We start from the raw sequence: 14,118 nt of genomic DNA, 5'->3' as shown, positions 1-14,118 counted from the left end.
ACGGCGGCGGCCGGCTCACAGGCCGTGGATCCGGCGGCCGGTGACCTGGTGCGGCACGACCCGGATGTAGAGATGACGCTCCCCGCCCGCCCAGGGCGTGACGCCCGCGTCGGCCAGCTTGGCGACCTCGTCCTCGGGCACGTGATGGGCGGGCCCCTGGATCAGCACGCTCCAGCCCTCCTTGCGCACCTCGTCGATCCGGTCCACCTGGAAGCCGATCATGATGTCCACGCCCTCCAGGCCGGTGCGCAGGTCCTGGTCCATGGGCCCGCCGCGGGACGTGCGGAACAGCACGGCGCCCTCGTGCAACCGGTAGTTGACGGGCAGCACCGTGGGCCCGTGCGAGCCGTTGAACGCGATCCGCCCGATCCCGCCCGGCGCGACCAGGCGCAGGCACTCCTCGGGGTCGAGGACCTCCAGGACCGGCTCGTCCGGGCCGGCGCCGGGGCCCGGCGGACGGTCGCGGCCACCGCCCAGCAGGTCCTGCGGGGTCGTCTCCAGGGCGGTGGCCAGGCGGGTCACCGTGTTCCTGTCCGGGATGCCGAGGTGGCCCTCCAGGTACGTGACGTACCCGGGGGACATGTCGGCGCGCTCGGCCAGCTGGTCGACGGTGAGGCCCAGCCGGTCGCGGTGGTGGGCCACCCGGCGTCCGAAGTCACCGCTGTTCGTCATGATCATCTCCTTCTCCGTGAGGACGAGGCCCGCACCGCCGGGCACGGGGACGCCGTCGACCCGCGTGCCGTCGTGGCCGGCCTCGATGGTGATCCGGCGTCCGCGGAACAGGACCGGCAACGAGAGCGTGCCGAGCCGTCCGGGCAGCAGAGGGTCGAGGAGCAGGCCCTCGGGCCTCGGCTCCAGGCCCAGGTAGCAGCGTTGCAGCATGTCCACCGTCCCGGCCATCGCGCCCAGGTGCACGCCCTCGGCGGTGGTGCCGCCCTGGACGTCGTGCACGTCCCCGACCAGCGCCTCGGCGAAGAACTGCCAGGAGCGCGCCCGGTCGCAGCGCGACAACACCCAGGCGTGCACGACCGCGCTCAGCGTGGAGCCGTGGCTGGTGCGGTCGAGGTAGTAGGCGGTCGTCCGCGGGATCAGGCCGGGGTCGGCCGGGTAGCCGAGCCGGTCGAGGATCGCCAGCAGCTCGTCGGCGCCGAGCAGGTAGAACAGCATCAGCGTGTCGGCCTGCTTGGACGCCTTGTAGCGGTTCACGTCGTCGCCGTCGGCCTCCAGGGCGCGGTCGAGGCGGCGGACGCCCGCGTACCGCTCCCAGTCCAGCTCGGCGAGCCCGGCGTAGCCGGTGAACTGGCTGATGACGCCGTCGTGGAAGTCGACCCGCATGCGGCGGGTGATGTCCTCCCACCGCGCCGCCTCCCGCGCGCCGGCCACGCCGAGCCGGAGGGCGTGCCGCAGCAGCCACACGGTCATGACGTTGGTGTAGGCGTTGTTGGCCAGGCCAGGTTCGGCGGCGCCGGGGTAGGCGGTGTGGTACTCGTCCGGGCCCATGACGCCGCGGATCTCGTACCGGCCGGAGACGGGGTCGAGCACGGCCAGCGAGGCGAAGAACCGCGCGATGGCGATCAGCAGGTCGGCGCACCACGACGGCATGGAGCCGGTGGCCAGGCGGTACTGCCACACGTTGTAGGCGATCGCGAGGCCGACGTGGCGCTGCAGGTGGGAGACGTCCGGCAGCCAGCGTCCAGAGGCGGGGTTGAGGTGGTAGGTCTGGGTCTCCTCCTGGCCGTCGCTGCCGCTCTGCCAGGGGAACATCGCGCCGTCGTACCCGGCCGACCGGGCGGCCGCGCGGGCCTCGGGCAGGCGGCGCCACCGGTAGCGCAGCAGGCCGCGGGAGATCTCGGGGAAGCGCAGGTTGAGCCAGGGCAGGACGAACAGCTCGTCCCAGAACACGTGCCCCCGGTACGCCTCGCCGTGCAGGCCGCGCGCGGGCACCCCGGCGTCGAGGTCGGCGGTGTGCGGCGACAGGGTCTGGAGCAGGTGGAAGATGTGCAGGTGGACGATCTGCGACAGCTCCGGCCCGTCCACGTTGAGCTCGGCCCGCTCCCACAGCCGTTCCCAGGCCGCGGCGTGCGCCTCCAGCAGCTCGGCGAAGCCCGGGGCCGTGGCCGCGCGGCGCAGGGCGGCCGACAGCGGGTCGTGCACGGCGGGATCGCGCGAGGTCAGCAGGGCGACGACCTTCGTGAACGTCACCGGCGTGCCCTCGGCGACCGTCAGCACGTGCTCGCTGGCGACGTGGTCGGGCTCCATGGAGGGCGAGCCGGGGGAGGGGGCGTCGGCGCGGGCGGCGAGCGCGACGGTGACGCGGGAGGAGCGGGTGGTCGCGGTCAGCCAGGTCAGCCCGTCGCGGTGGCCCGTGGCGTGCTCCGTCAGGTGGTCGCCGCGCAGGTCGCGGTAGCGTTCGACGCCGCTGTTGGTGACGCGCCCGTCCAGCCCGGCGCGGACGCGCAGCGGGCCCGACCAGTTCTCCGCGGTGAAGGTCGTCTCCAGGGCGGCCAGGGCGGGATCGGCCATGGAGACCAGGCGGCGTTGCCGCACCCGGGTGACCCGGCCCAGCGCGTCGCGCCAGCGCAGCTCCCGCCGCAGCACCCCGTGGCGCAGGTCGAGCTCCTGGGTGTAGCCGAGCAGGTCGGCCAGCTCCGGGCTGAACCAGTCCTGGCCGGGCGTGGCGAAGCCGAGCGGCAGCCAGTCGGGCAGGTTGACCAGGTCCTCGTTGACGACCGTCCGGCCGCCCACCTGCGAGGCCAGGCGGTCGTAGCAGCCCGCGTGGTAGGTGCCGGGCGTGCGGATCCGGCCCTCGGGCGTGGCGCCGCGGGTGGCGAACCGGCCGTTGCCGAGCGTGCACAGCGCCTCCCGCAGCCCGGCCGAGCCCGGGGCGAAGCCCTCGTAGGTGAGCGTCCACGGGTTCATCGCGACCCCACGGACCGGGTCAAGGCGGCCATGACGATGACGCTACCCACCTGCCTTCCCCCCAAGACAGGGACGTTGGTCCCTGCCATCGGGGGCGTACGACACTGATCCGGGCCCGATGGCGTTCCGGACCCGGCGAGGGCGTCGAGAATGAGTGTCATGACACGAGCTGTGTACGTCGCCGCCGGCGAAGCGGGAAGCAACAAGGGGACCGTCGCCCTGGGGCTGGTCGAGCTGCTGTCCCGGCAGGTGGGAAGCGTGGGCGTGTTCCGCCCCGTGGTACGGGCCGGACGCGAGGACGGCCTGGTCAACACCATCCGCAGCCGGTTCCAGCTCGCCCTGCCCTACGAGGCGTGCGCGGGGGTCACCTATGACGAGGTGCACGCCGACGTCGAGCGGGCGGCCGGCGACATCGTGGCCCGCTTCCGCGCGCTGGCCCGGCGCTGCGACGCGGTCGTGGTGGTCGGCACCGACTACACCGACGTGGGCGCGCCGACGGAGTTCGGGTTCAACGCCCGGCTGGCCGCCGACCTGGGCACTCCCGTGATCAACGTGGTGAGCGGCAGGGGCCGGACGGCCGCCCGCACCGCCGCGGCGGTCGAGGTGTCGGCCAGGGAGCTGGCCCACCATCACGCCCAGGAGCTCGCGGTCGTGGTCACCCGCTCGACCGGCGGGCCGCTCACGTTCAGCCATGCGACGCCCGTGTTCGTGCTGCCGGAGACCCCTTCGCTGCGGGCGCCGACGGTCGCCGACCTGCTCGACGCGTGCGACGGCTGGTTCTTCCTCGGCGAGCGCGACGGGCTCGGCCGGGAGGCGAGCGCGCTGATGGTGGGCGCGATGTCGCTGCCCGGCATCCTGGAGCGTCTCACCGAGGGCGCGGCGGTGATCATCCCGTCCGACCGGGCCGCCGCGCTGCTGCCCGGCCTGATCGCCGCGCACACCTCGCCGGGCTTCCCGGCCCTGTCGGCGGTGGTGCTCACCGGCGGCACCGAGCTGCCCGGCTCGGTGGAGCGGCTGCTGCGCGGCATGGAGATCCCGCTGCCGGTGATCGCCACCGGTCACGACACGTTCGACACCGCGACCCGGCTGTCGGCCGTGGAGGGGCGGTTCACGCCCGAGGCGGGCGGCAAGATCGACGCGGCGCTGCGCCTGTTCGCCGAGCACGCGGACGGCCCGCTGCTGCTGGAACGGCTGGACATCGCCAAGACCGACGTCGTCACGCCGCTGATGTTCGAGTACGAGCTGCTGGACCGGGCACGCGCCCGGCGCAGGCACATCGTGCTGCCCGAGGGCGAGGAGCCGCGCATCCTGCGCGCGGCCGACATCCTGCTGCGCCGGGACGTGGCCGACCTCACCCTGCTCGGCGACGCCGAACGCATCAGGGTCCAGGCCGCTCAGCTCGGCCTCGACCTGGCCGCGGCCAGGGTGCTCAGCCCGTTCGACCCGGAGCTGCGCGAGCGGTTCGCGCACGCCTACGCCGAGGCGCGGGCGCACCGGGGCATGACCGTCGAGCTGGCCCGCGACACCGTCACCGACGTCTCCTACTTCGGCACGCTCATGGTCCACGCCGGCCTGGCCGACGGCATGGTCTCCGGCGCGACGCACACCACCGCGCACACGATCAGGCCGGCGTTCGAGATCCTGCGGCTCGGGCTGGTCTCCAGCGTGTTCTTCATGTGCCTGGCCGACCGGGTCCTGGTCTACGGCGACTGCGCGGTCAACCCCGACCCCACCGCCGAGCAGCTCGCCGACATCGCGATCGCCTCGGCCCGCACCGCGGCGATGTTCGGCGTCGAGCCCAGGATCGCGATGTTGTCGTACTCGACGGGCACCTCGGGCGCGGGCGCCGAGGTCGACAAGGTGCGCGCCGCCACCGAGCTGGTCCGTCGGCGCCGCCCGGACCTCCAGGTGGAAGGGCCGATCCAGTACGACGCCGCGGTGGACCCGGCCGTGGCGCGGGCCAAGATGCCCGGCAGCCAGGTGGCCGGGCACGCCACCGTCTTCGTGGTGCCCGACCTGAACACCGGCAACAACCTGTACAAGGCCGTCCAGCGCAGCGCGGGGGCGGTCGCGGTGGGGCCGGTGCTGCAGGGGCTGCGCAGGCCGGTCAACGACCTGTCCAGGGGCGCCACCGTGGCCGACATCGTCACCACCGTGGCGGTCACGGCCGCCCAGGTACGCGACGAACCGGCGTCCTCCGGACCGTCAGCCGGCGCCTGAGGCGCGCCACCGACGGGCGGCGAGGGCGGCGGCCAGCACGGCCACGACCCCCGCCCACGTGGCCGGATGGCTCCAGACGGCGGCGTCGATCTGCTGGACGAGCACGAACACGCCCATGACGACGACGAACCAGCCGAACGCCGTGCGCAGCGCGTCCTGCGGGATCCGGCCCGCGAGCCGGCCGCCGGCCAGGCTGCCGATCACCGCGGACGCCGTCACGATCAGGGCGAGACGCCAGTCGATCGCGACGCCCGCCAGGTGCCCGGCGAGCCCGGCGAACGACTTCATCGCGATGACGAGCAGCGAGGTGCCGACCGCGACGCCCATCGGCAGCCCGCCCAGCAGGGCGAGCGCCGGGACGACGAGGAAGCCGCCGCCGGAGCCGACCAGCCCCGTCACCGCCCCGACGACCAGGCCCTCCGCCGCGATGTGCGGCAGCGGCAGGTCGCCGTGGGCGGGCCGCGCCCGCTTCCTGGGGTTGCGGGGCCTGCGCAGCATCGCGACCGCCGTGGCCAGCATCATCAGGGCGAAGGCGACGAGCAGCGCCGTGCCGGGGACGTACTCGGCGAGGCGTCCGCCGCCGTACGCGCCGGCCATGCTGAACGCGCCGAAGAGCAGGCCGGTCCGCCAGCGGATCCGCCGGGCCCGCGCGTGCGGGACCAGCGCGGCCAGGCTGGTGACGCCGACGACGAACAGCGAGGTGGCGATCGCCTCCTTGGTGTCCTGCCCGGCCAGGTAGACCAGGATCGGCACGGTCAGGATCGAGCCGCCGCCGCCCAGCACGCCGAGGCTGACCCCGACGAGCAGCGACGCCGCGACGATCAGCACGGTCACGGGGTGCTCCGCAGCTCCGCGAGCACCGTGCGGATGTCGGTGCGCGGCCCGCGGTTGTAGGGCAGCCTGGACAGCAGGACGCCCATGGCACAGGAGTTGCTGACGGCCGCGTACGTCAGGCCCGCGCCGATCGCGGTGCCGATCAGGTGCGCGCCGGGCAGGAAGATCCCGGCCAGACCGGTGACCAGGACGACGGAACCGGCCACGAGCCGCACCTGGCGCTCGATGTCCCACCGCTCGGGCCCCCGCTCCAGGGACGCGCCGGCCGTCTCCCACGCGACGATGCCGCCCTCCAGGACGCGCAGGTTCGGCAGCCCGGCCTCGGCGAGGGCCTGCCCGGCCTGCGCGGCCCGCGCCCCGGAGCGGCAGACGAGCACGACGTCCTCGTCCAGGTGGGCCAGCAGCTCAGCCCGGTGCTCGCGCAGGGTGTTCAGCGGCACGTTGTACGAGCCGGGGATGTGCGCCGTGCGGAACTCGCCGGGCGTGCGCACGTCGAGCAGGCGCGGCGCCCGCCCTTCCTGGACGAGCCGCTGCAGCACGGTGGGGGTGAGGACGGAGGAGGTGTTCATGGATCTTTCCTTCGCTGATACCCAGGGGGGTATAGAGGAGACATATGTGTAGGACAGGGACGGGGAACGGTCGGGTCAGACGGCGGCGGGCTCGGCCGACAGGGACCACGCGGCGTAGCCGCCGAGCACGTCGGAGACGTCCTGGAAGCCGCGGTGCCGCAGCAGGCTCGCCGCGACGGAGGAGCGGTGACCACCCGCGCAGTGCAGGACGACGGGCCGGTCGGCGGGCAGCTCGCCGCTGCAGGCGGGCAGCTCGCTCAGCGGGATGTGCAGCGCGGCGTCGATGAAGCCGTTCGCCTCGCGCTCGCCCGCGGTGCGCACGTCCACGACGACGGGCGGAGCGTCGCCGGCGAGCGCGGCGCGCAGCTGCGCGGCGGTCAGGCGGCTGGCCGGGGCGACCTCGGCGGCCAGGGCCACCAGCGCGTCGTCGGGGTTGCGCAGGTAACCCGCGACGCGGTCGAAGCCGATCCGGGCCAGGCGGGTGACGACCTCCTCCTCACGGTTCTGCGGCGCCATGACGACCAGCTCGGCGGCCGGGTCGAGCACCGTGCCCGCCTGCTCGGCGAAGCGCCCGTCGGCGGGCACGTTCACCGCGCCGCGCAGGTGCCCGGCGGCGAAGTCCTGCGGGTCGCGGGCGTCCACCACGACCGTGCCGGCGGCCCGCAGCCTGGTGAATTCGTCGAGGGTCAGCGGCACGGGCGCCGCCGAGGCGTCGTAGCGGGCGCGGTCCCTGCGGTTGAGGTCGGCGTCGTAGGCGAAGTAGCCGGGGGCGGCGGGCTGCCCGGCGGTGACGAGCGCGACGAACGTCTCGCGGTCCATCGGCGCGCAGGCGTAGTTGGTGGCCCGCTGCTCGCCGATGGTCGACTGCTTCTCGGCCGAGAGGTTCTTGCCGCAGGCCGAGCCGGCGCCGTGGGCGGGGAAGACCCGCACCGCGTCGGGCAGGCCCATGAGCCTGTTCTGCACGCTGTCGTACAACATCGCGCCCAGTTCCCCGGGGGTGACGCCGACGGAGGCGAGCAGGTCGGGGCGGCCGACGTCGCCGATGAACAGGGCGTCGCCGGTCAGCACCCCGTACGGGACCGGGTCCTCGGCGTGCTCGTAGACCAGGACGCTGATCGACTCCGGGGTGTGGCCGGGCGTCTCCATGATCTCCAGGGTGACGTCGCCGAGGGAGATGCGCTCGCCGTCGCCGAGCTTGCGGATGGGGTACTCGGTCTCGGCGCGGCGGCCGTAGCCGATCCAGGCGCCGGTGCTGTCGGCCAGCTCCAGGTGGCCGGCGACGAAGTCGGCGTGGAAGTGGGTGTTGACGACGCCGACGACGGTCAGGCCGTGCGCGCGGGCGTCGGCCAGGTACTCGGAGACGTCCCGCCGGGGGTCGACGACCACGGCGCGGCCGGTCCCCTCGTCGGCGATCATGTACGACGCCTGCGAGAGGCAGTCCAGGTAGTACTGGGTGAAGAACACGGCAATCCCTTCGTGAGGAACGCGGCCAGTGGATTGATACCCCGGGGGGTATCGCCTACCCGACAGTAGGTTCTCCGCGGCGAGGATGTCAAATACCCCCGTGGTATTGCCAAGGATACCTGGGGGGGTATGGTGACCTGGACATATGCACCCGGCAATCCAGGCGCGAAGGGACCTTCGCCGTGCAGAACATCTCCGCGCCCGCCCCGGCCGGCCGGCCCCCCGTACGCCTCGGGCTCCGGGCGAACGCCCTGCAGTTCTCGCTGCTGGTCGTCGTCAACGTCGCCGTCGGCGGCCTGGTGGGCCTCGAACGCACCACCGTGCCGCTCATCGGCGCCCACGCCTTCGGCCTGACCAGCGACCTCGCCGTCTTCTCCTTCATCGTCGCCTTCGGGCTCACCAAGGCGGTCACCAACCTGGCCGCCGGAGCCCTGACGGCCCGGTTCCGCCGCAAGCAGCTCCTGGTGGCCGGCTGGCTGATCGGGATCCCCGTCCCGTTCGTCCTGGCCTGGGCGCCCTCCTGGGGGTGGATCGTGGCCGCGAACGTCCTGCTCGGCCTCAACCAGGGCCTGACCTGGTCGATGACCGTCAACATGAAGATCGACCTGGTCGGGCCCGCCCGGCGGGGGCTGGCCACCGGCCTCAACGAGGCCGCCGGGTACACCGCCGTCGGCGCCACCGCGCTGCTCACCGGCTACCTCGCCACCCGGCACGGCCTGCGGCCCGTCCCCGAGCTCGTCGGCGTCGTCTTCGTCGTGGCCGGGCTGGCCCTGGCCCTGGCCGTCCGCGACACCGCCGCCCACGTGGCCCTCGAACTGGACCGGCACCCCCGGCCGGCCGGCGGGGACGTCGGTCCGGCGGCCGCGTTCGCCCGCACGTCCTGGCGCGACCGCTCGCTGCGCGGCGTCAGCCAGGCCGGCCTGGTCAACAACCTCAACGACGGCCTCACCTGGGGCGTCTTCCCCCTCCTGTTCACCGAGCACGGCCTGGGCCTGGCCGCCGTCGGCCTGATCAAGGGCCTGTACCCGCTGCTGTGGGGCGTCGGCCAGATCCCCGCCGGGCACCTCGCCGACCGCCTCGGCCGCAAACCCCTCATCGTCACCGGCATGCTCGTCCAGGCCGGCGGGCTGCTCCTGGCCGTCGCCCCGCTGGGCGACGCCCTGCTCGCCGGGGTCCTGTCCGCCGTCGTCCTCGGGCTCGGCACCGCCATGGTCTACCCCGCCCTCATCGCCTCGGTCTCCGACCACGCCCACCCCTCCTGGCGGGCCAACGCCCTGGGCGCCTACCGCTTCTGGCGCGACGTCGGCTACGCGGCGGGAGCCCTGGTCGCCGGGGTGCTCGCCGACGTGCTCGGCCTCGGCGCCACGGTCGTCGCGGGGGCCGTCCTCACCGCCGTCTCCGGCCTGCTCGCCGCCCGCTGGATCAGCGACCGTACGGCGGGCTGACGGCGGGCCGGCCCAGGTCAAGCGCGTCCCAAGGTGCGGTCGGCATTGATCGCGCGGCCGGGGACGGCGGAAGCGCCCTTTGATCCACTCCTGGTTACAGTCCGTAGTGATCGGATTGCTCTGGGGGGAAGATGAAGAGTGTTCGCATAGTCGCCGGCAGGATGGCGAAAGTGTTGTGCGCGGGGCTGCTCGCGGTCCCGTCGTCCCCGCTGGTCGTGCCCGATCCGTCGCCGGACACGTCGGTGGTGACGGTGCGCACCGGCGGCGACCGCACCGGCGACACCACCGTGGGGCCGCTGGCCGGGGTCGAGCTCGGCCTGTTCACCGCGCCCGACGCCGCCGTCCCGGTCGACGCCGACTGGGGCGTGTGCGTCTCGGACGACGACGGCGACTGCAGCTTCGTCGTCCCAGGCACCGAGCCGGGCGGCGACAACGCCGGCGCCCGCTTCTACGTCAAGCAGCTGTCCGCCCCCGGCGGCTGGTACACCAACCCCGAGCTGCGCACCGGCCGCGGCAGCGGGTCGAACTCCGTCGCCACGCCGTACGTCTTCCAGACCCCCGCGCTGGAGAGCGGCACCACGTACTCCTCCACCAGCGACTTCATGATCAACAACACCCGCGGGGACGCCACCGCCTCGACCGGGATCTGGCAGCAGTCACGGGTCAACCCCCGGCCCGATCTCACCTGCGGCCTCGACGTCGCGCTGCTGCTCGACCTGTCGGCCTCGGTGGGCAGCGCGCTGCCCGACCTGAAGGCGGCCGCCGACACCTTCACCGACGCGCTGACCGGCACCCCGTCCCGGATGGCGCTGTTCACCTTCGACCGCAACTCGCCCAGCGCCGGCACCACGAACAACCCCGACCTCATGCCGGTGTCCACCGAGGCGGGCGCCGAGGCGTTCAAGAACCAGTACGCCGACTGGCAGCTCGGCAGCGGCACCAACTGGGACCGCGGCCTGTGGGCGGTCGCCGAGGCCGCGCCGCGCTACGACCTGCTGGTGGTGCTCACCGACGGCAACCCCACCTACTACGACACCCTGCTCGGCGACGGCAGCAACACCCGCATCGCCGAGGTGGAGGCCGGGATCTTCTCCGCCAACGCGGTCAAGGCCGAGGGCACCCGCGTCCTGGCCGTCGGCGTCGGCAACGGCGTGACCGGCCTGACCGCGCTCAACCTGCGCGCCATCTCGGGCACGACCGCCTTCGACGGCTCCAACGCGGTCGCCGCCGACTACTTCCAGACCAGCGACTACGCCGCCGCCGGGCAGGCGTTGCGGGAGATCGTCCGGGCCCAGTGCGAGGGGTCGCTGTCGGTGATCAAGCAGCTCGTCCCGTCCGGCAACACCGGTGAGGACGTCGCCGGCGCCACCCCGGCCGGCCCCGGCTGGGACTTCACCGCCGAGACCACCACGCCGGGCATCGGCGGGCTGCCCGCCACCGAGTCGACGACCGGCGACGGCACGGGGTCGGTCAACTTCGACCTCACCTTCAGCCAGACCGCGTCGGCCGACGTCACCGTCACCGAGGCCCAGCACCCCGGTCACACCCTGGTCACCCAGGACGGGCGGAACGCCGTCTGCCGCCAGATCGACACCGGCGTCGAGGTGCCGGTGACCAACAGCGGCGGCCTCGGCTTCACGGTCGAGGTGCCGAGCGACGCGGCCGTCAGCTGCACCGTCTACAACCGCCCGCCCGCGCCGACCCCGACGCCCACCCCGACCCCGACGCCCACACCCACGCCGACGCCCACACCGACACCGACGGTGACCCCGACCCCGACGGTCACCCCGACGCCCACGGTCCCGCCGACCGTCACGCCCGCGCCGACCCCGACGCCCACGCCGAAGCCCACGCCGACCCATCCGGGGCACTGCGATGGCGGGCATCCGTACTGGGACCACTGCGAGGAGCACCCGGGCTGGCACGACGTCTGCCACAAATCGGCCTTCGCCTGCCCGCACCCGCAGGAGTGGTCCATGCCTGACGAGGCATGGAACGAGGAGTGGTAGCCCGCGGGTAGACGCGTTCCCGGCACAAGGATTACCCGCGCCTTCGCGTCGGACCGCCGGCCGACGGGCAGCACCTGGAAGGGACGGCTCGGGAACGGGGGCGGACGATGAGGGACGAAGCAGGCGGCGGGCCGGCGAGCGTGCGCCGTCGCGAGATGCTGGCCATGCCCGTCGCCCTGGCCTGCGGCTCGGCGATGCTGACCGGCTGCGACACCGCGCGGCCGGCCCGCAGTGCCACGACGGCCAGCCCCGCCCCCGGCCCGGAGCGGGCCGGGGAGGTGCCGGTCACGCCGCCGGAGGACCTCATGCGCGAGCACGGGGTCCTCAAGCGCGTCCTGCTGGTCTACCGGGAGGGCGTCCGGCGGATCGGCGCCGGGGAGCGGGTGCCGGTCGGCCCCCTGCACGCCGGCGCCGGGATCATCCGCACGTTCATCGAGGACTACCACGAGCGGCTCGAAGAGCGTTACGTCTTCCCGCGCCTGGTCGGGGCGGGCCGGCTCACCGACGTCGTGCCCGTGCTGATCCGGCAGCACCGGCGCGGACGCGTCCTGACCGGCCGCATCCTGGACGTCACCGCGCGGCCCGTCCCCCAGAGCGTCCGCCGTGGTCTGACCGCCGACCTGGCCGCCTTCGTCCGCATGTACGAGCCGCACGAGGCGCGCGAGGACACCGTGGTCTTCCCCGCCATGCGGGCCGTCATCCCGCCCAAGGAGTTCGCCGAGCTGGCCGAGACGTTCGAGGACGAGGAGCACCGCCGATTCGGCGCGGCCGGCTTCACCGGCGTGGTCGCGCAGGTGGCCGACATCGAGAAGGCGCTCGGCATCTACGACCTCGACCAGTTCACCCCCCGCGGCTGACCCCGGCCGGTGCTCTCGGCGCGGCCCCGGTCAGGCGACCCGGGTGGCGGCGCGTTCGCCGAGCCTGCCGTCGTCCATGGACAGGACGGTGTCCACCTGGTCCAGGGTGGCCAGGTCGTGCGTGACCATGACGGTGGCCAGGTCGTTCCTCCTGGTGAGGTCGGCCAGCAGGGAGACGATCCGCTCGCCCCGGTGGTGGTCGAGCGCGCTGGTGGGCTCGTCCACCAGCAGCACCTCGGGGGAGTTCATCAGAGCACGGGCGATGTTGACGCGCTGGCGCTCGCCGCCGGACAGCTGGTGCGGGCGCTTGTGCTCCTTGCCGCCCAGGTCGACGGCGAGCAGCAGCTCCCGCGCCCGCGGGCCGGCCGCGCGCGGGGACTCGCCGGCCAGGTGCGCCATCACCAGGAGCTGGTCCAGCGCGGTGAGCGAGGGCAGCAGGTTGGCCTGCTGGAACACGATGCCGACGTGGTCGCGGCGGACCCTGGTGCGGGCCGCCTGGCCGGCTCTCGAGACGTCCTGCCCGGCGATGATCACGCTGCCCGCGGCGGGCGTGATCAGGGTGGCGGCGACGGCGAGCAGGCTCGACTTGCCTGAGCCGGACGGGCCGACCACAGCGGCGAACTCGCCCGCCGCGACGGCCAGGCTGACGTGGTCGAGCGCGGTCAGCGTACGGTCGCCGTCGGGATAGGTCAGGACGACGTCGGTCAGCTTGAGTGTCATCGGGAGGCTCCCAGGGCGGTCAGCGGGTCGACAGAGGTGATCTTGCGGATGGCCAGCGCGGCCCCGGCGGCTCCGAGGACGATCAGCACGGCCACCGGCGCCACGGTGGTGGCCGCCGACAACACGAACGGCACGGTGCCCTCGGCCAGCGCGCCGAGGCCCGCGCCGAGCAGGCCGCCGGCGCCCGCGCCGCCCAGCAGCACGATGACCGCCTGGGCGAGCGCGTCCCGCAGCAGGTAGCCGGAGCTCGCGCCCAGGGCCTTCAGCACGGCGACGTCGCCGCGCCGCTGGATCGTCCAGACGGTGAAGAAGGCCCCGATGACCAGGGCCGAGATCGCGAACAGGAATCCGCGCATGAGCTGGAGCGAGCCGTTCTCGGAGGAGAACGAGCCGATCGCGGCGGGCGCCTGCGACAGCGGGACCGTCGTGGTGCCGAGCCGCGCGTCGGCCGCGGCCAGGCCGCCGGCAGGCAGCGCCGTGTCACCGGGGGGCAGCGCCAGGACGGTCGCCACGCTGTCGGCGCCGGCCTGGCGGCCCATCTGCTCCCAGTCGCCGATGCCGATCCAGACGACGGGCGTGTGGCTGTAGGACGCCTGGCCGCCGGCGCCGGACACGGTGAAGTCCCGGCCCGCGATCCGCACCGTGTCCCCGGCGCCCACCCCGGTGTCGGCGGCGAGCGCGGCGGACAGGACGACCTTCCCGGCGTCCACCGGCCGCCCCTGGGCGAGGGCGCCGCCCGGCTGGACGCCGAAGAGCGCCACCCCCGCGCTCCCGTCGTCGCCGTAGCCGAGCCGCGACATGGAGACGCCCAGCCGCTCGGCGGCGTCGCCGGTCGCCCGCCGCCACTCCTGCCAGGTCCGGTCGGTGACGCGGCTGTCGGCGAAGGACGGTTTCCCGCCGCCGGCGAAGACGAGGTGCCCGGCGGGCAGGCCCTCCACGGCCGAGATGTTCTCCCGGGCCAGCCCGGCGGTCAGGCCGGACAACATGGTCACCAGGAGGGTGATGAGGAAGACGACGGCGCCCATGAGAGCGAACCGTCCCTTCGCGAAGCGCAGGTCTCTGAGCGCCACGAACACGGCGC

General features: G+C 74.0%; 10 protein-coding genes. 4 read left to right on the top strand and 6 right to left on the bottom strand.

Annotated elements, in window-relative coordinates; translation table 11 throughout:
* Nucleotides 1-15: 15 nt before the first annotated feature.
* The gene (locus AB0J46_RS34930) at nucleotides 16-2,919 is read right to left on the bottom strand and encodes a pyridoxamine 5'-phosphate oxidase family protein (protein ID WP_364338357.1); all 2,904 of its coding nucleotides are present in this window, start codon (nucleotides 2,917-2,919) and stop codon (nucleotides 16-18) included.
* A 159-nt stretch (nucleotides 2,920-3,078) separates the two neighbouring features.
* Here AB0J46_RS34930 and pta point away from each other — a divergent pair, with 159 nt between their 5' ends.
* Nucleotides 3,079-5,139, top strand: coding sequence for a phosphate acetyltransferase (gene pta / locus AB0J46_RS34925; RefSeq protein WP_364338356.1), 2,061 nt, complete (start codon nucleotides 3,079-3,081; stop codon nucleotides 5,137-5,139).
* Here pta and AB0J46_RS34920 read toward each other — a convergent pair.
* The 3 genes from AB0J46_RS34920 to AB0J46_RS34910 all read right to left on the bottom strand — a co-directional run bounded on the left by AB0J46_RS34920 (nucleotide 5,125) and on the right by AB0J46_RS34910 (nucleotide 8,006).
* Nucleotides 5,125-5,973, bottom strand: a complete 849-nt coding sequence (locus AB0J46_RS34920; protein ID WP_364338355.1) for a sulfite exporter TauE/SafE family protein — start codon at nucleotides 5,971-5,973, stop codon at nucleotides 5,125-5,127. The two genes, pta and AB0J46_RS34920, sit on opposite strands and share 15 nt — an antisense overlap.
* On the bottom strand, nucleotides 5,970-6,542 hold the full coding sequence (locus AB0J46_RS34915; RefSeq protein ID WP_352323725.1) for a rhodanese-like domain-containing protein: 573 nt from the start codon (nucleotides 6,540-6,542) through the stop codon (nucleotides 5,970-5,972). Before AB0J46_RS34915 ends, AB0J46_RS34920 begins: the two co-directional genes overlap by 4 nt.
* Before the next feature lie 75 nt (nucleotides 6,543-6,617).
* Nucleotides 6,618-8,006 carry a rhodanese-like domain-containing protein gene (locus AB0J46_RS34910; RefSeq protein ID WP_364338354.1) on the bottom strand — a complete coding sequence of 463 codons (1,389 nt, stop codon included), beginning with the start codon at nucleotides 8,004-8,006 and terminating at the stop codon, nucleotides 6,618-6,620.
* 182 nt (nucleotides 8,007-8,188) lie between these two features.
* On the opposite strand from AB0J46_RS34910, the gene AB0J46_RS34905 reads away from it, so the two are divergent.
* The 3 genes from AB0J46_RS34905 (at nucleotide 8,189) to AB0J46_RS34895 (ending at nucleotide 12,317) form a co-directional block, all read left to right on the top strand.
* Nucleotides 8,189-9,451, top strand: coding sequence for an MFS transporter (locus AB0J46_RS34905; protein WP_364338353.1), 1,263 nt, complete (start codon nucleotides 8,189-8,191; stop codon nucleotides 9,449-9,451).
* Nucleotides 9,452-9,612: 161 nt separating this feature from the next.
* A complete protein-coding gene (locus AB0J46_RS34900; protein ID WP_364338352.1) occupies nucleotides 9,613-11,460 on the top strand; it encodes a vWA domain-containing protein in 1,848 nt (615 codons plus the stop codon).
* 107 nt (nucleotides 11,461-11,567) lie between these two features.
* Nucleotides 11,568-12,317, top strand: coding sequence for a hemerythrin domain-containing protein (locus AB0J46_RS34895; protein ID WP_364338351.1), 750 nt, complete (start codon nucleotides 11,568-11,570; stop codon nucleotides 12,315-12,317).
* Nucleotides 12,318-12,347: 30 nt separating this feature from the next.
* Here the strand turns inward: AB0J46_RS34895 and AB0J46_RS34890 are convergent, their stop codons facing one another.
* The gene (locus AB0J46_RS34890; protein ID WP_364338350.1) at nucleotides 12,348-13,037 is read right to left on the bottom strand and encodes an ABC transporter ATP-binding protein; all 690 of its coding nucleotides are present in this window, start codon (nucleotides 13,035-13,037) and stop codon (nucleotides 12,348-12,350) included.
* The gene (locus AB0J46_RS34885; protein WP_364338536.1) at nucleotides 13,034-14,113 is read right to left on the bottom strand and encodes an FtsX-like permease family protein; all 1,080 of its coding nucleotides are present in this window, start codon (nucleotides 14,111-14,113) and stop codon (nucleotides 13,034-13,036) included. The genes AB0J46_RS34890 and AB0J46_RS34885 overlap by 4 nt, the downstream gene beginning before the upstream one ends.
* Between the last annotated feature and the right edge of the window lie 5 nt (nucleotides 14,114-14,118).

The sequence above is a fragment of the Nonomuraea sp. NPDC049758 genome, from assembly GCF_040674635.1.
Lineage (GTDB): Bacteria > Actinomycetota > Actinomycetes > Streptosporangiales > Streptosporangiaceae > Nonomuraea.
This window is presented reverse-complemented; position numbering and strand designations above follow the sequence as displayed.

Bases quoted from the DNA above. Each gene is read 5' to 3' on its own strand.
- AB0J46_RS34930 (WP_364338357.1), bottom strand. From the start codon at position 2,919: ATGAACCCGTGGACGCTCACCTACGAGGGCTTCGCCCCGGGCTCGGCC.
- pta (WP_364338356.1), top strand. From the start codon at position 3,079: ATGACACGAGCTGTGTACGTCGCCGCCGGCGAAGCGGGAAGCAACAAG.
- AB0J46_RS34915 (WP_352323725.1), bottom strand. From the start codon at position 6,542: ATGAACACCTCCTCCGTCCTCACCCCCACCGTGCTGCAGCGGCTCGTC.
- AB0J46_RS34900 (WP_364338352.1), top strand. From the start codon at position 9,613: ATGGCGAAAGTGTTGTGCGCGGGGCTGCTCGCGGTCCCGTCGTCCCCG.
- AB0J46_RS34895 (WP_364338351.1), top strand. From the start codon at position 11,568: ATGAGGGACGAAGCAGGCGGCGGGCCGGCGAGCGTGCGCCGTCGCGAG.
- AB0J46_RS34890 (WP_364338350.1), bottom strand. From the start codon at position 13,037: ATGACACTCAAGCTGACCGACGTCGTCCTGACCTATCCCGACGGCGAC.